We start from the raw sequence: 17,387 nt of genomic DNA, 5'->3' as shown, positions 1-17,387 counted from the left end.
CCCTTTTAGGCTTCGTAGGGGGTAAAAGCGCGCATGTCGACCATCCGTCCGGTGTTCTACGTTTCCGATGGAACCGGTATCACCGCTGAAACCATTGGGCATAGCCTGCTGACCCAGTTCTCCGGGTTCAGCTTCATTACCGACCGCATGTCGTTTGTCGACGACCCCGAAAAAGCGCGTGAAGCCTGTGCCCGGATCCAGGCGGCGGGGGAGCGGTACCAGGTCCGGCCGATCGTGGTGAACTCCTGCGTCGATCAGAGCCTGAGCCTGATCCTGGCCGACAGCGGTGCCCTGATGCTGGATGTGTTCGCACCGTTCATCGAGCCGCTGGAGCGTGAACTGGCCAGCCCGCGCCTGGCCCGGGTCGGCCAGGCCCACGGCATGGTCGATTTCGACACCTACCACCGTCGCATCAACGCGATGAATTTCGCGCTGACCCATGACGATGGGATCGCGGTGAACTACGACGACGCCGACGTGATCCTGGTGGCGGTGTCGCGCGCTGGCAAAACGCCCACCTGCATCTACCTGGCCCTGCATTACGGGGTGCGCGCGGCCAACTACCCGCTGACCGACGAAGATCTGGAAAGCGACCGACTGCCGCCGCGGCTGCGCAACTATCGGCGCAAGCTGTTCGGCCTGACCATCGACCCGGACCGCCTGCAGCAGATCCGCCAGGAGCGCCGCCCCAACTCGCGCTATGCCAATCTGGACACCTGCAAGCGCGAGGTGGCCGCAGCCGAGGTGATGTTCCAGATGGAGCGGATCCCGACGTTGAGCACCACCCATACCTCGATCGAGGAGATTTCCAGCAAGGTGCTGGCCACGCTGGGGTTGCAGCGCGAGCTGTACTGATCCGTGCGCCACGACCAACGGTCGTGGCCTACCCAGGTGGCGGGCATTGCCCCTCCTCTGCGGTGGGTATCGACCGTTGGTCGATACCGAGCCCCTTTGGTCGGGGCGATCCCGCCCCCACGTTGAAGCACCAACGTGTAGGATCGACCCATGGCCCACGCCTCGCCCCGCACCGAACGCATTCCCCGCCTGAGCCGGCTGAGCTGGCTCATGGGCCTGTACGCGGAAAACTACCGCCACCTGGTGCGCCTGTTCGCACCGGCGGAACTGGTGGCCGGCAGCTACATTTCTTCGGTCGGCGATGGCCTGGACGTGCGCCTGGACGTGATCGAGTGCCACCGCTACACGGTGGAACTGCGCTTGACCTACGACCTGGCCGACCCGGTCACCGGCGAGCCGGACCCGTCGGCCTATGTGCGCCTTTACCGTGATGCGCGCCAGGCCGAGACCACCCATTGCTACGTCGGCCGCCGCTGGCAGGACACGATGGGCCTGTATCCGCCGCCGGCGGAGCTGATCAGCCACCGCATGCGGATGAACACGTTCCTCGGCAAGTGGCTGGAATACCTGGCCGAGCGCGGCCACGGCGTGGCCACCCTGCGCCGCGATCCCGTCGATGCAGGTACACCCGCCGAGCGTCGCCTGTCGCTGGTGCGCTGATCGGCCATAATCCACGGCTGACCTGCCGCTGGATGCATGCCCCATGCCGTACACCCCGATCGTCGCAACCCTGGGCTATGTGCTTTCGCCCGATCGTCGCCAGGTGCTGATGATCCACCGCAACACCCGTCCCGGTGACCACCACCTGGGCAAGTACAACGGCCTGGGCGGCAAGATCGAAGCAGACGAGGACGTGGCTGCCAGCATGCGTCGTGAAATCGCCGAGGAAGCGGGCATCGACTGCACCGGCATGCGCCTGCGCGGCACCATCAGCTGGCCCGGTTTCGGCAAGCACGGCGAAGACTGGCTGGGTTTCGTGTTCGTCATCGACACCTTCGAAGGCACTCCGCACGGCGGCAACCACGAAGGCACGCTGGAGTGGGTGGACCTGGACAAGCTGGACACGCTCCCGATGTGGGAGGGCGACCGCAACTTCCTGCCCCTGGTGTTCGACGCCGATCCGCGCCCGTTCCACGGTGTCATGCCGTACAGGGACGGTCGCATGGTCAGCTGGTCCTACAGCCGGCTGTGACCTGGAGAGGCTGGCAGGTGCCAACCCGGATTGGCACGCTGCCCATTGCCAATTAATACCCGGGCAATATTGACTCGCGAGTATTACCCGGGCAATATTCGCGCATCGCCTCTGATGCCATTGCCATGCCTGCGTCCCGACTCCCGCCCTTCAGTTGTTTCGACGGCCATCGCCTGGTCGCTTCCGGTACCCCGGAAGTGGCTGCACTGGCCCTCAAGCAGCTGCGCGCCGACAACGCCGCCGGACCGTTGCTGGTGTTCGACAACGCCACCGGCCGCACCCGTGATTTCGATACGCGCGGCAGTGACGCAGAACTGCTGTCGCGGGTGGCCGACGCGCTTCCATCCGCCGTGGAAGCGGATGCCGAAGCGGCCCCCGCAGACGAACCCGCCGCCCCGCGCGGCCGTGGCCGCCCCAAGCTGGGCGTGGTCGCCCGTGAAGTGACCTTGCTGCCACGGCACTGGGCGTGGCTGGCCGATCAGCCTGGCGGGGCCTCGGTGGTGCTGCGCAAGCTGGTGGAGGCGGCCAGCCGGGCGGGTGCAGACAAGAACCGCCAGCGCCGTGACAGCGAGCGTGCGTATCACTTCCTGCAGACCATCGCCGGAGACCTGCCGGGCTTCGAGGAGGCCATCCGCGTGCTGTTCGCTCATGACCGCGCGGGCCTGGAAGCGGCGCTGCATTCCTGGCCCGGTGACGTGCGCGACCACGCCCTGCGGCTGGCTTTCGACAACGCCGACGGCTGAGCCATCGCGCCGTCGTTGAGCGGCGGCGCCACATGATCGCGGGCCACGGCCCGCTCCCCTGTGCTTGCTTTGCTGGCGGAAACGCCGGGCAGGGCGGCGCCTTGCCCGGAGAACCCCATGAACACCCCTGCACATCCTGTCCCCCCGGTCGCGCCGCCGCTATGGCGTACCTATCTGGCCCTGCTGGTGCCGATGCTGCTGACCAATGCACTGCAGCTGGCTGCTGGCACGCTGGACAACATCTACCTCGGCCATCTGCTCGGAACCCAGGCCGTGGCTGCCGCCGCGGCTTTTTTCCCGGTCTTCTTCCTGCTGCTGGCACTGGTGATGGGCCTGGCGACGGGCGCGATGGTGCTGATCGGCCAGGCCTGGGGGGCGGGCCGGCCACAACAGGCGCGCGCGGTGGCTGGCAGTGCGGTGGCACTGATCCTGCTGTTGTCGGTGCTGGTGATGGCGGTGGGCGGCGGTTTCGCGCCACAGCTGCTGGCGGCACTGGGCACACCGGCACCGGTCCTGAGTGAGTCCATTGTCTTTGCGCGGGTCCTGCTGCTGGCGGCACCGGTGTTCTTCCTGCTCTGGCTGGCCACCGCCGTGAGCCGGGCAGTGGGCGATGCAAGGACGCCTCTGCATGCGCTGCTGATGGCAACGGCGGTCGGCCTGCTGTGCACGCCGCTGCTGATCCTGGGTTGGGCCGGCCTGCCACGGTTGGGTTCGGCCAGCGCGGCTGTATCGGCGGCGTTCGCCTCGCTGCTGGCCCTGGGCTGGTTGCTGTGGCGCTGGCAGCGGGTAGGACATCCCCTGGCACCGGGACGTGAGCTGCTGCGTGCCATTCGTTTCGATGGAGCGCTCATCCGCTCGATGCTGCGCATCGGCGTACCGTCTTCGCTGCAGATGCTCAGTCTGGCCATTGCCGAAATCGTGCTGCTGGGCTGGATCAACCGCTACGGCTACACCGCCACGGCCGCCTACGGTGCAGTCAACCAGTTGATGAGCTGGGTGCAGCTGCCGGCGATGTCCCTGGGGATCACCGCCACCATCCTCGCAGCGCATGCGATGGGGGCAGGGCGTACGGCACGGCTGCCGGCCATCGCCCGCACCGGCGTGCTGCTTGGACTGGCGGTGCTGAGCGTGGTGGTGGTGCTGGTTGTGGCGCTGGCGCCCTGGCTGACGGGCCTGATCCTGGCGGCGAGCGAAGTGCGCGAACTGGCCACGCTGCAGCTGCGCACGGTGGTGTGGGGCGTACTGGCAATGGGGATCAGCGCGGTCCTGGTCGGGGTGATGCGCGGCAGCGGCACGGTATTGCTGCCAGCGTTGCTGGGCATGGTGGCGGTACTGCTGCTGGAGCTGCCATTGGCGATGTGGCTGCAGGTGCAGCATGGGCTGGCCGGCCTGTGGTGGGCGTGGCCGCTGGGGTTGCTGGCGATGCTGGTGATGCAGGTGTTCTGTTTCGCGCGTTGGCGGCGGGTGCAGGTTGGGTAGTGCCGGCCGCTGGCCGGCAATCCGGAATGGCCGGGGCAGCCGGCCAGCGGCCGGCTCTACCACTTCAGCGCCGCTGCGCCAGCAGCAGATGGAAGTGCTTGTCGCGTGCCTGGCCATCATTGCCGGCGGCGGTTTCCCGGTGGCTGCGCCAGGCTGAAACGCTGAACCCGGATACGCGCAGGGCCAGCTCCACCGCGTCCAGTTCATGCAGCTGGAAGTCGGCAGCGAATGGCAGGGTCCGCATGAAGGCGGCATCACCAAAGGCCAGGCAGAGCCGGCCGCCCCGGTGCAGCACCCGCGCCAGCTCACCCAGCACCGGCGCCAGGTTCGGCCAGAAGTACAGGGTGTTGACCGCCAGTGCCGCATCCATCGAGGCATCGCCGATCGGCAGTGTGTGGGCGTCGCCATGGCGCATCGTGGCACGGTCGGCCAGCCCGGCGGCGGCCAGGCGCTGATTGCCGGCCTCGACCATGGCGGGGGACCACTCGATCCCCAGGTACTGGCTGCCGGTTGCCCGCAGAAGCAACGGCGCGAAAGCGGCGTTGCCGGGGCCGATCTCCAGGATGCGCTCGCCCGCCGATACCGCCAGCAGCCCGATCGCCGCCCGGTTGAGCGCGCCGTTGCTGCGGTTCATTGAATCGGCCACCGCCAGTGCGGCGTCGCCATGGGGCTGCCGCAGCTGCGCGGCCAGGGAGATGGCATCCAGCATCGTCATCGTCGTCCGTCGGTAGGATTCGGACGTGGCGGCGGCGGGCCCGCCGGTGACCATAGCGCCGACGCTGCGGCTTGGGAAGTAGGAAAACCCCGCTGCTGGGTGATGAGGAAATGTCCACCGTCGCAGTCGGTGAGATCTGGTTGTCCACAGGGGGTGTGGATTACGCGTGGGCAACTTTGTGGATAAGCTGCGACAGGCTCCACCCCCCTAGGCTGTCAAGATGGGTGGCGAAAAATTCACCGCTGGTGAGGGTGGGTGAGGGAGCGGTGAAGGGTGGGCCCGGTCAGCGCTGTCGCCAGCGGCGGCGCTCGCGGTAACCTGTGGGCCTTGATGCTCCGTGAGACCCCATGAAACGTCACTTCTCGATGCTGCGCGAATTCCAGCTGGCCGACTGGTTCACCCTGGCCAATGCTTTCTGCGGCACCGGTGCGGTCTTTGCCGCGATGCGCTTCCTGCAGGACGGCGAGCGCGGCTACCTGCTGTTCGGCATGGCGCTGATCCCGCTGGCCTTCATCTTCGACGCCCTCGACGGGCGCATCGCGCGCTGGCGCAAGTCCAGTTCCACCCTGGGCCGCGAGCTGGACTCGCTGTCCGACGTGATCTCCTTCGGCGTGGCGCCGGCGGCACTGGCCTATGCCTGCGGCATGCAGGGCGGCTGGGACTGGCTGGTGCTGAGCTACTTCGTCTGCTGCGGCGTCAGCCGCCTGGCACGCTACAACGTCACTGCCGAGGCGCTGGCCGGCGACGAGGGCAAGGTCAAGTATTTCGAGGGCACTCCGATTCCGACCAGCCTGGTGCTGGTGATCGTGCTGGCGATTGCCGCCGGTACCGATGCCATCGGCCAGAACATCTGGTTCGGCCAGTGGCAGATCGGCCCGTGGCAGCTGCACCCGATGGTGTTGTTGTTCGCCCTGTCCGGGTCGCTGATGATCAGCAAGACCCTGCGTATCCCCAAGCCATGAGCCAGCCCTGCGGAGGCCTGCGATGACCAGCTCGGCCCACGACGCCGGCAGCAGCGATTTCGAGACCCTGGCCCGGCAGTACTTCGGCGCCTGGGGCGATGCCCTGCGCCATGCGAGCACACCCGGTGCACCGGCCGGTGACGATCCCGGCAGCTGGCAGCGGCTGTTCGACTGGTGGGGCCAGCTGCTGCCCGAACAGGGCCCGGGCGCGCCGGAAGATGCCGTGCGCCGGTTCCGCGAACAGGCGGGCAGCTGGTACGGCACCATGCAGGACGTCGCCGCGCGTTTCGCCGGCCGCGACGCCAGCAGCGCCGAAGTGGCGCAGGCCTGGCGCGAGGCGGTGCAGGGGCAGGGCGACGGCATGCTGCAGTGGATGCTGCAGGGCGCCCGTGGCAGCACCCAGGCCGGCGCCGCCGTGCCCGAATTCGCCGCGTGGCTGCAGCAGTTCCAGCTGCCGGCCGGCCCGTGGCTGCAGAGCCCGGCGTTCGGGCCCGGGCGCGAGCATCAGGCGCGCTGGCAGGCCCTGCTGCGTGCGCAGGAGGAATACCAGCAGCATTCGCGCGCCTACGTCGATCAGATCAAGCAGGCGCTGGAGGAGGCCTTTGCGCTGTTCGAGCAGCGCCTGGCCGAGCACGAACAGCCGGGCAGCCAGCTGACCAGCGCCCGTGCGATGTTCGACCTGTGGATCGAAGTGGCCGAGGAGGCCTACGCCAAGGTCGCCATGTCCGAACCGTTCCAGCAGGTATACGCCTCGCTGGGCAACGCGCAGATGCGTCTGCGCGCCGGCCTGCAGCGCGAGGTGGAACAGATGAGTGAACGTATCGGCCTGCCGACCCGCAGCGAGATGGATGCCGCGCACCGTCGCATCGCCGAGCTGGAGCGCAGCCTGCGCCGCCTGCAGGCACAGGTGGCGGTGCTGGCCGGAACCGCCGCGGTCGATCCGGTGGCGCAGCCGGCGCCGGCAAAGGTGAAGCCAACCACGCGCAAGGCCGCGAAGAAGGCCGCACCGGCAAAGAAGGCGTCTGCGAAGAAGACGCCTGCAAAAAAAGCGCCTGCAAAAAAGGCCACGCCGCGCACTTCCGCTCGGGCGCGTGACCGATGAAGGGACCGCTGGGCTTCAACGCCGATGACCTGATGCAGGAGACCCTGGCCATGCAGCGCAAGCTGTTGGAAGGGCTGAAGCTGCTGCCGCAGGTGGAAGACGTGGACTATGGCGTGACCGCACGCGAGGAAGTCTGGCGCGACGGCATGGTGGTGCTGTATCGCTTCGTCGGCGAACAGGCGCCGACCCGGCGCACGCCGTTGCTGATCGTCTATGCGCTGGTCAATCGGCCGTACATGGTCGATCTGCAGGCCGACCGTTCGCTGGTGCAGAAGCTGCTGGCGCTGGGCCAGGACGTGTATGTGCTGGACTGGGGCTACCCGGACCGCTCCGAACGCTTCCAGACCCTGGAGGACTACCTGCTGCGCTATATCGATGGTGCGGTGGACGCACTGCGCATGCGCAGCGGCGGCCCGGTCGACCTGCTCGGCATCTGCCAGGGCGGCGTGTTCGCGCTGTGCTACGCCGCATTGCGCCGGCAGAAGCTGGGCAAGCTGATCACCATGGTCACCCCGGTCGACTTCCAGACTGCCGACAACATGCTCTCGCATTGGGCGCGTCAGGTGGACGTGGACCTGCTGGTCGACACGCTGGGCAACATCCCGGCCGACCTGATGAATGCCAGTTACCTGATGCTCAAGCCGTTCCGCCTGAACGTGCAGAAATACGTAGGCCTGCTCGACATCCTCGATGACAAGGCGGCGCTGGAGGACTTCCTGCGCATGGAGAAGTGGATCTTCGATTCACCGGACCTGGCGGGCGAGGCGTTCCGTGACTTCATCAAGCAGTTCTACCAGGGCAACGGGTTGGTGAACGGCACGGTGCGGATCGGCGAGGAAGCGGTGGATCTGTCGCAGGTGACGCTGCCGGTGCTGAACATCTATGCCGAGCAGGACCATCTGGTGCCGCCGGACGCCTCGCGCGCCATGCGCGGGCGCTTGGGCACGGACGACTACACCGAGTCCAGTTTCCGCGGTGGCCATATCGGTATCTATGTGTCCGGCCGCGCGCAGCGCGAAGTACCGGCGACGATCGATGGCTGGCTGAAGGCGCGCGACGCGTAAGGCTTGCTTCGCCTTTGCAGAGTCGAGCTTGCTCGACCACCTGGAGAATGATGATGTCGCAACGGTTCATGATGATGCTTGCCGCGCTGCTGCTGGCGGCGCCACTTGCCCAGGCCGCACCCAGCGCGGAGGCGCGAAGAGAGATCGCCCAGCTGATCTCCAGCCTGGATGGCTCCCAGTGCCGGTTCCAGCGCAATGGCAGCTGGTACGACGGCAGCGATGCGCGCGCGCATCTGCAGCGCAAGTACGACTACCTGCTGAAGAAGGACATGGTGGACAGCGCCGAGCAGTTCATCGAGCGCGCCGCCAGCCAGAGCAGCATGAGCGGCAAGCCTTACCGGATCCATTGCCCGGGGCAGCCTGAACAGACCGCAGCGGCCTGGTTCGGCGCCCGTCTGCAGGCCCTGCGCCACCGCACGCCGTAGACATGGGCCGGGTGTAGAGTCGGGCCCCGCTTGACTGCCTTTGTGCGCTGCCAGGAGACACTGCCATGAACACCACGCCCAAGACGCTGTCGCGTTCGCTGAACGACCGCATGATTGCCGGCGTGATGGGCGGCATTGCCCATCGCTTCGGTTGGAATGCCACGTTGCTGCGGGTGGTCTACGTGCTGCTGTCGCTGGCCTCGGCGGCCTTCCCCGGCATCCTGGTCTACCTGATCCTGTGGCTGCTGATGCCGAACGAGGCCGATTGAAGACTGCCTTGACGCCCTGGCCACTCTGGTTGCGCGCGCTGCAGGTGCTGGGCGCGGCATGGACGTTGCCCAACTCCCTGCTCGGCCTGATCGGCGGCCTGGCCGGCATGCTCGGTGGCGCGACACTGCGCTGGAGCGGACGTGACTGCGCGCTGGTGTTCGACCGCTGGCCGTGGGGACCGGGCGGAGCGATCACGTTGGGCAATGTGATCCTGCATACCGGCCACGATCTGGGCATCTCCTGCCGGACCTATGCGCATCAGGCGGGGTGGGGCGTGGAGCCGCTGATCCGGCTGGATGACCATGAGCGTGCGCACGTCTATCAGTACATGGTGCTGGGGCCGCTGTACCTGCCGGTGTACGTGCTGTGTGGCGGGGTGAGTGCGCGCAATCCGTTCGAGCGGGCGGCCGATCATTTCGCCCGGTTCGGGCATGGCTGGTGGCCGTAGTTTGCAGCCAACGGCGCAGCCGCTCGTGGCGTGGTGCGCTTGCTCGTGTAGAGCCGAGCCCGCGCTCGGCTTCGCGGACCACCCGGAAAGCAGCCGAGCATGGGCTCGGCTCTACAGGAAGCAGCCGGCCAGCCCACAGGAAACCGGCTTTCCGCGACCAACCAATCCACCCACGAGGGGCTGCGCCGTTGGCAGGAACAGCGCTGGATTCGTTAGCCGAAAGTTAAAGGTTTGTAAGCATTCTGCTGCGATCCCGCAGTCATCTGCATGCAACCGATCGTCATTAGCCTTCGTGACGTTCCAGTCAGGTTCGACGCGGTAAGCTCTCCCTCGATGAGCTCGCAGCATCGCTCATCGAGTGCAGTACGCAGTAGCAATTTGGAGGAATACATCACATGGCAATCGTTCTTTATGTCGGTGGTAGCAAGGATGGCGAGAAGGGCGTGGTGCCCTACGGCTTCAGCAAATCCCGCGCCGACACCGCGCTGGGGCCGGAGTTCTACACGGAGCGGTTCATGGAACTGCAGGGTGTCGGCAAGGTCCGCCTGATGGCCCTGGAAGGCATGCGTGACGAGATCGTCATGCAGCGCGCCGCCCGCCACTACCGCTGACCTTCGCAACACGCGGCAGGGCGCGCCAGCCATCGTGCGCCCGCGCCGGCATCCCAGCCCCGGGCCAGTCCGAGCCCTCTCTCCGCCAGGATGCCGGCGTCCAATCCGGCTACGCCGCTGAACCTCGCCCCCTGTCAATGCCTTGTCCGGCTCCGTCGTGGATTGCCAGAATGGGGTCTTCCCGTAACGCGGCACAGACCTGAAGCAATGCACGACGCCAAGAACGCACAGAGCGCGCTCGCCCAGCAGATCGCCCAGACCATCGCCGACGAGATCGGTGCCCAGTCCGCCCAGGTACGCGCCGCCGTCGGTCTGCTCGACGAGGGCGCCAGCGTTCCGTTCATCGCGCGCTACCGCAAGGAAGTGACCGGTGGCCTGGACGACACCCAGCTGCGCAACCTGGAAACCCGGCTGACCTACCTGCGCGAGCTGGAGGACCGCCGTGCGGCGGTGCTGGCCAGCATCGGCGAGCAGGGCAAGCTCAGCGATGAACTGCGCAACGACATCCTGGCCGCCGATACCAAGAGCCGGCTGGAGGACCTGTACCTGCCGTACAAGCCCAAGCGCCGCACCCGCGCCCAGATCGCCCGTGAGGCGGGACTGGAGCCGCTGGCCGATGGCCTGCTGGCTGACCCGGCGCAGGACCCGCAGGCCTTCGCGGCCACCTTCGTCGACACCGACAAGGGCGTGGCCGACACCAAGGCCGCGCTGGAAGGCGCGCGCGCGATCCTGATGGAGCGCTGGGGCGAAGATGCCGCGCTGGTCGGCGAACTGCGGACCTGGCTGGGCGAGACCGGCGTGATCCGTGCCCGCGTGGCCGAAGGCAAGGAAACCGAGGGCGCCAAGTACCGCGACTATTTCGAGCACGCCGAGTCGCTGGCGAAGATTCCCTCGCACCGGTTGCTGGCGCTGTTCCGTGCACGCCGCGAGGAGATCCTGTTCCTGGAACTGGACCCGGGCAGCGATGCCGAAGCCGGCCACCAGTACGCCGAGGGGCGGGTGGCACGCAAGACCGGCATCGCCGACCAGGGGCGCGCCGCCGACCGCTGGCTGCTGGACGCCTGCCGCCTGACCTGGCGCGCCAAGCTGCACACCCATCTGCTGCTGGACCTGTTCAACCAGGCCCGCGAGAAGGCCGAGGCCGAAGCCATCGCCGTGTTCGGCGACAACCTGAAGGATCTGCTGCTGGCCGCACCGGCCGGCCCGAAGACCGTGCTGGGCCTGGACCCGGGCATCCGTACCGGCTGCAAGATCGCCGTGGTCGATGCCACCGGCAAGCTGGTCGCCACCGACACCATCTACCCGCACGAGCCGCGCCGTCAGTGGGAGCAGTCGCTGCAGACGATCAAGCAGCTGTGCGCCAGGCACAACGTGGAACTGATCGCGATCGGCAACGGCACCGCCAGCCGTGAAACCGACAAGCTGGCCGGTGAAGCGATCAAGGCTGCCGCCAACCCGAAGCTGCAGAAGGTGGTGGTCAGCGAGGCCGGCGCATCGGTGTACTCGGCGTCCGAGTTCGCGGCCAAAGAGTTCCCGGGGCTGGACGTGTCGCTGCGTGGCGCGGTGTCGATTGCCCGCCGCCTGCAGGATCCGCTGGCCGAGCTGGTCAAGATCGATCCCAAGGCGATCGGTGTTGGCCAGTACCAGCACGATGTCGACCAGTACCGGCTGGCCCGGGCACTGGATGCTCGGGTCGAGGACTGCGTGAATGCCGTGGGCGTGTACGTGAACACCGCATCGGCGGCGCTGCTGTCGCGGGTGTCAGGCCTGTCGGCCACGGTGGCCGAGAACATCGTGCGCCATCGCGACGACAACGGCCCGTTCAAGCGCCGCAAGGACCTGCTGAAAGTCGCGCGCCTGGGCGACAAGACCTTCGAGCAGTGCGCCGGCTTCCTGCGCATCGCCGACGGTGACCAGCCGCTGGACGCCTCGGCGGTGCACCCGGAAGCCTACCCGGTGGTCGAGCGCATCGTCGCCAGCACCGCGCGTCCGATCAAGGCGCTGATCGGTGATGGCAGTTTCCTGCGTGGCTTGAAGGCCGAGCAGTTCACCGATGCCACCTTCGGCGTGCCGACCGTGCGTGACATCCTGAAGGAGCTGGAGAAGCCCGGCCGCGACCCGCGCCCTGAGTTCAAGGCGGCGCGCTTCGCCGAGGGCGTGGAGGACATCAAGGACCTGCGCGAGGGCATGGTGCTGGAAGGTGTGGTCAGCAACGTGGCCGCCTTCGGGGCCTTTGTCGATATCGGTGTGCACCAGGACGGCCTGATCCACATTTCGGCGCTCTCCGATACGTTCGTGAAGGACCCGCGTGACGTGGTCAAGGCCGGCGATATCGTCAAGGTGAAGGTGCTGGAGGTGGACGTGGCGCGCAAGCGCATCGCCCTGACCCGGCGCTTGGACGACACCCCCGGCCAGGCCACCAGCCGTCCGGGCCAGCGCGAAGAGCGTGGCCAGGGGCCGGGACCGCGCCGCGACGCCGGCGGCCAGAACCGCGGGCCGAACCGGGGCCAGGGCAATGGCGGCCGTCCCGCCCAGTCCGCGCCCCCGGCCAACAATGCCCTTGCCGAGGCCTTCGCCCGCGCCAAGCGCAGTTGAGGACCGTGTCCCCCGTCACGCTTGATTGGTGGCGGGGGACTTGTCGATTTTCCCCGTGATTGCGCACACTTGCGCCTGAGGGGGGCGTTCGGCCACCCCGCTGTCGCTGGGGAGGGCCATGACGCCAGCACCATCCGTCGCTCGTACCGGCGGCCGCAACGCTCCGCTGCGGTCGGCGCCTGCCCGTGCCGGCAGGGGACCGGATTGATGCCGGGCCAGGGCACCCACGGCAATGGACTGCTGGAACGTCGCCTGCAGGAGCTGGCGGAGGAGCGCCGCCGCCTGGCGATGATCATCGACGGTACCGCTGCGGGAACCTGGGAATGGAACGTGCAGACCGGCGAGATGCGGGTCAATGCGCGCTGGGCCGAGATCGTCGGTTACCGCCTGGAAGAGCTGGAACCGATCTGCCAGAAGACGTTCCTGAAGCTGGTCCATCCCGATGACATCGCGCTGTCCGATGCGGCGCTGGACGACCATTTCGAGGGGCGCAGCGACAACTACGCCTGCCTGTTGCGCATGCGCCACAAGAACGGCCAGTGGATCTGGATCCAGGACCGTGGCCGGGTCTTCGAATGGGACGGGCAGGGCAGGCCGCTGTGGATGGCCGGTGCCCATGCCGACGTCACCGAGCTGCAGCAGGCGAGGCAGGACGCGGCCGAGACCCGGCAACGCCTGCAGGCCGTGGTCGATGCGTCCGACGAGGTTGCGGTGATCGCCACCGATACCGATGGCATCATCACCCTGTTCAACACGGGTGCAGAGCGCCTGCTGGGCTACAGCGCAGCGGAGATGGTCGGCCAGCGCCGGCTCGATGCCTTCCACGATCCGGAGGAACTGAAAGCCTGGCTGAGGCCGCTGGCCGACGCAGAGGGCCACCTTCCCGACGTGTTCGAAGCGCTCAGTGCGCGCGCCGACGGGCAGACCTACGTGCGGCAGTGGACCTTGCTGCGCAAGGATGGCCTGCCACGCCAGGTACGCCTGTCGATCAGCCGCATGGAGGGCGCCGAGGGTGCGCGAATCGGCTACGTGGGCATGGCCATCGACATCACCGAGATCCTGCAGGCGCGCGCTGAGGCACGGCTGTCGGCGGAGAAGTTTGCGGGGGCCTTCACGTCTGCTGCGCTGGGCATGGCCCTGGTCTCGCTGGACGGACGCTGGCTGGACGTCAACGACGCGCTGTGCCGGATCCTGGGTTACCCGCGCGAAGAGCTGCTGCAGGTCGATTTCCAGCGCCTGACCCATCCCGATGACCTGCAGACCGATCTGGCCCTGGTGCAGGACCTGCTGGCCGGTCGGCGCAGCCACTACCACCTTGAAAAGCGCTATCTCGACCGCGACGGCCGCATCATCTGGGCGCGGCTGTCGGTGTCGCTGGTGCGTGCCGAGCATGGCGAACCGCTGCATTTCGTGTCGCAGATCCAGGACATCACCGCCCAGCGCAGCAGTGAGCAGCGCCTGTTCGAGAGTGAACAGCGCAGCCGCATCACCCTGGATGCGGTGGCCGACCTGGTGCTCAGCGTCAGCCTTGATGGCCGCATCGACTACGCCAATGCCGCCGCGGTACGTACCCTGGCCGGCGATGGCGCATTGTCGCTGGCTGGCCACAAGGTGCAGGACGTGCTGGCGCTGACCACCGAGTACGCGCCCGGCTCGGTACTGGACGTGTCGGTACTGCTGGACCCGGAGAGCAATGCGGTGGACCTGCACGCCGACCTGCTGCTGCGTTGGGGCACGGCAACGGTGCCGGTGGACCTGACCCGTGCCTGGCTGCGCGATGACGAAGGCCACGTGCGCGGCGCGGTCTGGGTGCTGCGCGACGATACCCAGCAGCGTGCGCGCCAGCGCGAAGCCCGCCACCTGGCGGAGATCGATCCGCTCACCGAACTGAGCAACCGCCGCGGTTTCGAGGTGCACCTGCAGCAGGCGATCACCCGTGTCGAGCGTACTGGCCAGGCCGCCTCGCTGATGTACATCGATCTGGACCGCTTCAAGCCGGTCAACGACACCTGGGGCCACCTGGCTGGGGATGCCGTGCTGTGGGCAGTGGCCAGTGTGCTGCGCCACGGCGTGCGCGATTCGGACGTGGTGGCGCGGCTGGGCGGTGACGAGTTCGCGGTGATCCTGTCCGGTTGCACGCCGCGTCGTGCAGCCCGTATCGGTGGCGAACTGCTGCACACGCTGGCCTCGCTGTCGATTCCGTGGGATCAGCACCGGTTGCGGGTGGGTGCCAGCATCGGCATCGCGCCGCTGGCGGGCGGCATGAGCGTGGACCAGGCGGTAGCCGCTGCCGATGCCCAGTGCTACCGGGCCAAGGCAATGGGGCGCAACAACGTGCAGGTGCAGGGCGAGCTGTCCGAGCTACCGGGTGACGACGGCGAACCGGGCTGAACCGGCCCGCACCAGCGCGCTCGATGAAGGATGTTTCATTTGCCCGCGCCGGCCGATTTGGCGAGCATGGGCCAGTCTGGACTTCAGCGGTGCCCATGTCGCGCGTATTGACCATCGAGGATGACGCCATCACTGCCCAGGAGATCGTGGCGGAGCTGGGCAGCCATGGCCTGCAGGTGGACTGGGTGGCCGACGGCCGCGAAGGCCTGGTGCGTGCGGCCAGTGGCGACTACGACGCGATCACGCTGGATCGCATGCTGCCCGGGCTGGATGGCCTGGCCATCGTCACCACCCTGCGCCGGATCGGCATCGATACGCCGGTGCTGATGCTCAGTGCGCTGTCGGATGTCGATGAGCGGGTGCGCGGCCTGCGTGCTGGCGGCGATGACTATCTGACCAAGCCGTTTGCCTCGGACGAGATGGCCGCGCGCGTGGAGGTGCTGCTGCGCCGCCGCCAGCGCCCGGCCAGCAATGAGACCCTGCTGAGCGTGGGCGATCTGCAGCTGGACCTGCTGGCGCGTACTGCCCATCGTGGCGGGCGCAGCCTGAGCCTGCTGCCGACCGAGTTCAAGCTGCTGGAATACCTGATGCGCAACGCCGGCCAGGTGCTGACCCGGATGATGCTGTTCGAGGAAGTGTGGGGCTACCACTTCGACCCCGGTACCAACCTGATCGACGTCCATATCGGCCGCCTGCGGCGCAAGCTGGACCAGGCCGACGCGCCGTCGCTGATCCGTACCGTGCGCGGTAGTGGCTATGTCCTCAGCGAAACTGTCTGACGGCTGGCGTTCGTCCAGCAGCCGCCTGCTGGGCCTGTACAGCCTGCTGTTCGTAGCCTGGTCGTGCGTGCTGCTGGGGGTGCTGTACTGGAGGGTGTCGCTGTACCTGGACGAGCTGGCACAGTCGGCGGTGCTGCAACGTGCGCACCTGTTCGAGCATTTCACCGGTGATGGCCTGGCTGCAGCGCTGCGCGAGAACCGCCGCTACGACCTGCATGGCATCGATGCCTACGGGTTGTTCACCCCGGATGGCCAGCCGATTGCCGGCATGCTGAAGTCGCTGCCGGCGCAGCTGCCGCTCGATGGCAGCGCGCATCCGGTGTCGGGCTTGCCGATCGCTGATGTGAATGCACGCGGCAAGCGCGGCTTCGGCCTGGCGATGCCGACCCGCGACGGCCGCATCCTGGTGCTGGTGCGTTACAGCGGACCCTTGAATGAGGTCAATCACCTGATCCTTGACGCCTTGCTGTGGGGCGTGTCGCTGACCCTGTTGCCGGGCCTGCTTGGCTGGCATCTGCTGCGACGGCGGCCATTGCGCCGCATCCAGGCCATTGAGCAGGCCACTGCCCGCATCGTCGCAGGCGACCTGGGCCAGCGCCTGCCGTTGGCCAACCGCCGCGACGAGCTGGACATGCTGGCGGCCATCGTCAACGCCATGCTGGACCGCATCGAGCAGTTGATGACCGAGGTCAAAGGTGTGTGCGACAACATCGCCCATGACCTGCGTACACCGCTGACACGCGTGCGCGCGCAGCTGTACCGCCTGCGTCAGCAGGTGCAGGACGATGATCCGCAGGCGCTGCCGCTGGAGCAGGTGCTGGAAGAAACCGACACACTGATGGCGCGTTTCCGCGCGCTGTTGCGGATCTCCGAGCTGGAAGATCACCAGCGTCGTTCCGGGTTCGATACGCTGGCGCCGGAAGCATTGCTGCAGGAAATCCACGCGTTCTACGCGCCGCTGGCGGAGGAGAAGGGGCAGTGGCTGCAGCTGGATCTGGCCGCTGGCCTGCCGGGCGTGGTGGGCGACCGCGGCCTGTTGTTCGAGGCGATCGGCAACCTGCTCGACAATGCGATCCGGTTCGCGCCGGAAGGGGGCCGTGTGCAGCTGTCGGCCCTGGTGGAGGAGGGCGCCACCTGCATCGTGGTGGAGGATTCGGGGCCTGGCATTCCCGAAGCCGAACGCAGCCTGGTGTTCCAGCGTTTCCATCGCGCGGAGGCAAGCAAGGGCGGAGGATTCGGACTGGGCCTGTCGATCGTGGCAGCCATCGCCGGCCTGCACGGGTTCCGCCTGAAGGTGGCGCGGTCCACGCTGGGTGGCGCCCGTTTCAGCCTGCTGTGCCGGCCGCAGGTGCTGTAGGGGATTGTTCGGCAGGGCTTGCAGCCCTGCACCTGCCGAAGCAACGTCAACGTCAAAAACGGGGTCTCCTGCGGGGAGGCGGGGTGGGTCCGGTTGCGGGGGACGCCGTAAACCCGTCCATGGGGGCTTGGCCGCGGCATCCATGCCGCGGACACCCCCGCAACCGGACCCACCCCGCCTTCGACAGATTCCCGCGATCTGCTGGAACATCCATTGGGGTCGGATCCCGTTGCTGCGCAACGGGCTCTGACCCCATTCTTGATTTTCGATATCTGATGGATTTCATCCACGCATGGCGTGGCTCTACTGGCGACCGGGAAACTGTCGGGGGTGGGGCGGTGTGGCTGGGCAGGACCGCCTCGCCATCCCCAGGAAGCTGATTTTGCTTCGGTTGTTGCC

Annotated in this window: 17 protein-coding genes; 16 read left to right on the top strand and 1 reads right to left on the bottom strand. The window is 67.4% G+C overall.

Annotated features, from left to right (window positions below; all coding sequences use genetic code 11):
- Positions 1–33 precede the first annotated feature (33 nt).
- The 5 genes from ppsR to B9Y64_RS20765 all read left to right on the top strand — a co-directional run bounded on the left by ppsR (position 34) and on the right by B9Y64_RS20765 (position 4,269).
- Positions 34–855: a posphoenolpyruvate synthetase regulatory kinase/phosphorylase PpsR gene (ppsR, locus tag B9Y64_RS20785; protein ID WP_006452040.1), complete on the top strand. Its 822-nt coding sequence runs from the start codon at positions 34–36 to the stop codon at positions 853–855.
- 150 nt (positions 856–1,005) lie between these two features.
- On the top strand, positions 1,006–1,515 hold the full coding sequence (locus B9Y64_RS20780; protein ID WP_100442263.1) for a DUF1249 domain-containing protein: 510 nt from the start codon (positions 1,006–1,008) through the stop codon (positions 1,513–1,515).
- A 43-nt stretch (positions 1,516–1,558) separates the two neighbouring features.
- Positions 1,559–2,047, top strand: a complete 489-nt coding sequence (locus B9Y64_RS20775; protein WP_100442262.1) for an NUDIX hydrolase — start codon at positions 1,559–1,561, stop codon at positions 2,045–2,047.
- Between the two features lie 125 nt (positions 2,048–2,172).
- Entirely contained in the window at positions 2,173–2,790 is a 618-nt protein-coding gene (locus B9Y64_RS20770; RefSeq protein WP_100442261.1) for a DUF2239 family protein, read from the top strand.
- A gap of 117 nt (positions 2,791–2,907) precedes the next feature.
- Entirely contained in the window at positions 2,908–4,269 is a 1,362-nt protein-coding gene (locus tag B9Y64_RS20765) for an MATE family efflux transporter (RefSeq protein ID WP_100442260.1), read from the top strand.
- Between the two features lie 64 nt (positions 4,270–4,333).
- Here the strand turns inward: B9Y64_RS20765 and B9Y64_RS20760 are convergent, their stop codons facing one another.
- Positions 4,334–4,984: a class I SAM-dependent methyltransferase gene (locus tag B9Y64_RS20760; protein WP_100442259.1), complete on the bottom strand. Its 651-nt coding sequence runs from the start codon at positions 4,982–4,984 to the stop codon at positions 4,334–4,336.
- Between the two features lie 347 nt (positions 4,985–5,331).
- Between B9Y64_RS20760 and B9Y64_RS20755 the strand changes: the two genes are divergently transcribed.
- The 11 genes from B9Y64_RS20755 to B9Y64_RS20705 all read left to right on the top strand — a co-directional run bounded on the left by B9Y64_RS20755 (position 5,332) and on the right by B9Y64_RS20705 (position 16,988).
- The gene (locus B9Y64_RS20755) at positions 5,332–5,946 is read left to right on the top strand and encodes a CDP-alcohol phosphatidyltransferase family protein (RefSeq protein ID WP_100442258.1); all 615 of its coding nucleotides are present in this window, start codon (positions 5,332–5,334) and stop codon (positions 5,944–5,946) included.
- 22 nt (positions 5,947–5,968) lie between these two features.
- Entirely contained in the window at positions 5,969–7,048 is a 1,080-nt protein-coding gene (gene phaE, locus B9Y64_RS20750) for a class III poly(R)-hydroxyalkanoic acid synthase subunit PhaE (protein ID WP_100442257.1), read from the top strand.
- Positions 7,045–8,112 carry a class III poly(R)-hydroxyalkanoic acid synthase subunit PhaC gene (phaC, locus tag B9Y64_RS20745; RefSeq protein WP_100442256.1) on the top strand — a complete coding sequence of 356 codons (1,068 nt, stop codon included), beginning with the start codon at positions 7,045–7,047 and terminating at the stop codon, positions 8,110–8,112. The genes phaE and phaC overlap by 4 nt, the downstream gene beginning before the upstream one ends.
- A gap of 53 nt (positions 8,113–8,165) precedes the next feature.
- On the top strand, positions 8,166–8,537 hold the full coding sequence (locus tag B9Y64_RS20740) for a YfeK family protein (RefSeq protein WP_100442255.1): 372 nt from the start codon (positions 8,166–8,168) through the stop codon (positions 8,535–8,537).
- A gap of 65 nt (positions 8,538–8,602) precedes the next feature.
- The gene (locus tag B9Y64_RS20735; protein WP_014647543.1) at positions 8,603–8,806 is read left to right on the top strand and encodes a PspC domain-containing protein; all 204 of its coding nucleotides are present in this window, start codon (positions 8,603–8,605) and stop codon (positions 8,804–8,806) included.
- Positions 8,803–9,255: a hypothetical protein gene (locus B9Y64_RS20730; RefSeq protein WP_100442254.1), complete on the top strand. Its 453-nt coding sequence runs from the start codon at positions 8,803–8,805 to the stop codon at positions 9,253–9,255. Before B9Y64_RS20735 ends, B9Y64_RS20730 begins: the two co-directional genes overlap by 4 nt.
- Before the next feature lie 395 nt (positions 9,256–9,650).
- The gene (locus B9Y64_RS20725) at positions 9,651–9,866 is read left to right on the top strand and encodes a hypothetical protein (RefSeq protein ID WP_005410085.1); all 216 of its coding nucleotides are present in this window, start codon (positions 9,651–9,653) and stop codon (positions 9,864–9,866) included.
- A 207-nt stretch (positions 9,867–10,073) separates the two neighbouring features.
- Positions 10,074–12,461 (top strand): Tex family protein, encoded by a 2,388-nt coding sequence (locus B9Y64_RS20720; protein ID WP_100442253.1) that lies wholly within the window; start codon positions 10,074–10,076, stop codon positions 12,459–12,461.
- 207 nt (positions 12,462–12,668) lie between these two features.
- Positions 12,669–14,852 (top strand): PAS domain S-box protein, encoded by a 2,184-nt coding sequence (locus B9Y64_RS20715; protein ID WP_100442252.1) that lies wholly within the window; start codon positions 12,669–12,671, stop codon positions 14,850–14,852.
- A 95-nt stretch (positions 14,853–14,947) separates the two neighbouring features.
- Complete coding sequence (locus tag B9Y64_RS20710) at positions 14,948–15,631, top strand: response regulator transcription factor (RefSeq protein ID WP_100442251.1); 684 nt, start codon at positions 14,948–14,950, stop codon at positions 15,629–15,631.
- The gene (locus tag B9Y64_RS20705; protein WP_100442250.1) at positions 15,609–16,988 is read left to right on the top strand and encodes a sensor histidine kinase; all 1,380 of its coding nucleotides are present in this window, start codon (positions 15,609–15,611) and stop codon (positions 16,986–16,988) included. The genes B9Y64_RS20710 and B9Y64_RS20705 overlap by 23 nt, the downstream gene beginning before the upstream one ends.
- Positions 16,989–17,387: the final 399 nt, after the last annotated feature.

It is taken from the genome of Stenotrophomonas maltophilia, from assembly GCF_002799245.1.
GTDB classification, from domain to species: domain Bacteria; phylum Pseudomonadota; class Gammaproteobacteria; order Xanthomonadales; family Xanthomonadaceae; genus Stenotrophomonas; species Stenotrophomonas maltophilia_S.
This window is presented reverse-complemented; position numbering and strand designations above follow the sequence as displayed.

Excerpts from the sequence above, each read along its gene's own strand:
- phaE (WP_100442257.1), top strand. The coding sequence starts at position 5,969 with ATGACCAGCTCGGCCCACGACGCCGGCAGCAGCGATTTCGAGACCCTG.
- B9Y64_RS20725 (WP_005410085.1), top strand. The coding sequence starts at position 9,651 with ATGGCAATCGTTCTTTATGTCGGTGGTAGCAAGGATGGCGAGAAGGGC.
- B9Y64_RS20735 (WP_014647543.1), top strand. The coding sequence starts at position 8,603 with ATGAACACCACGCCCAAGACGCTGTCGCGTTCGCTGAACGACCGCATG.
- B9Y64_RS20720 (WP_100442253.1), top strand. The coding sequence starts at position 10,074 with ATGCACGACGCCAAGAACGCACAGAGCGCGCTCGCCCAGCAGATCGCC.
- B9Y64_RS20715 (WP_100442252.1), top strand. The coding sequence starts at position 12,669 with ATGCCGGGCCAGGGCACCCACGGCAATGGACTGCTGGAACGTCGCCTG.
- B9Y64_RS20710 (WP_100442251.1), top strand. The coding sequence starts at position 14,948 with ATGTCGCGCGTATTGACCATCGAGGATGACGCCATCACTGCCCAGGAG.
- B9Y64_RS20780 (WP_100442263.1), top strand. The coding sequence starts at position 1,006 with ATGGCCCACGCCTCGCCCCGCACCGAACGCATTCCCCGCCTGAGCCGG.
- B9Y64_RS20755 (WP_100442258.1), top strand. The coding sequence starts at position 5,332 with ATGAAACGTCACTTCTCGATGCTGCGCGAATTCCAGCTGGCCGACTGG.
- B9Y64_RS20775 (WP_100442262.1), top strand. The coding sequence starts at position 1,559 with ATGCCGTACACCCCGATCGTCGCAACCCTGGGCTATGTGCTTTCGCCC.
- B9Y64_RS20765 (WP_100442260.1), top strand. The coding sequence starts at position 2,908 with ATGAACACCCCTGCACATCCTGTCCCCCCGGTCGCGCCGCCGCTATGG.
- B9Y64_RS20760 (WP_100442259.1), bottom strand. The coding sequence starts at position 4,984 with ATGACGATGCTGGATGCCATCTCCCTGGCCGCGCAGCTGCGGCAGCCC.
- ppsR (WP_006452040.1), top strand. The coding sequence starts at position 34 with ATGTCGACCATCCGTCCGGTGTTCTACGTTTCCGATGGAACCGGTATC.
- B9Y64_RS20770 (WP_100442261.1), top strand. The coding sequence starts at position 2,173 with ATGCCTGCGTCCCGACTCCCGCCCTTCAGTTGTTTCGACGGCCATCGC.
- B9Y64_RS20740 (WP_100442255.1), top strand. The coding sequence starts at position 8,166 with ATGTCGCAACGGTTCATGATGATGCTTGCCGCGCTGCTGCTGGCGGCG.
- B9Y64_RS20705 (WP_100442250.1), top strand. The coding sequence starts at position 15,609 with ATGTCCTCAGCGAAACTGTCTGACGGCTGGCGTTCGTCCAGCAGCCGC.
- phaC (WP_100442256.1), top strand. The coding sequence starts at position 7,045 with ATGAAGGGACCGCTGGGCTTCAACGCCGATGACCTGATGCAGGAGACC.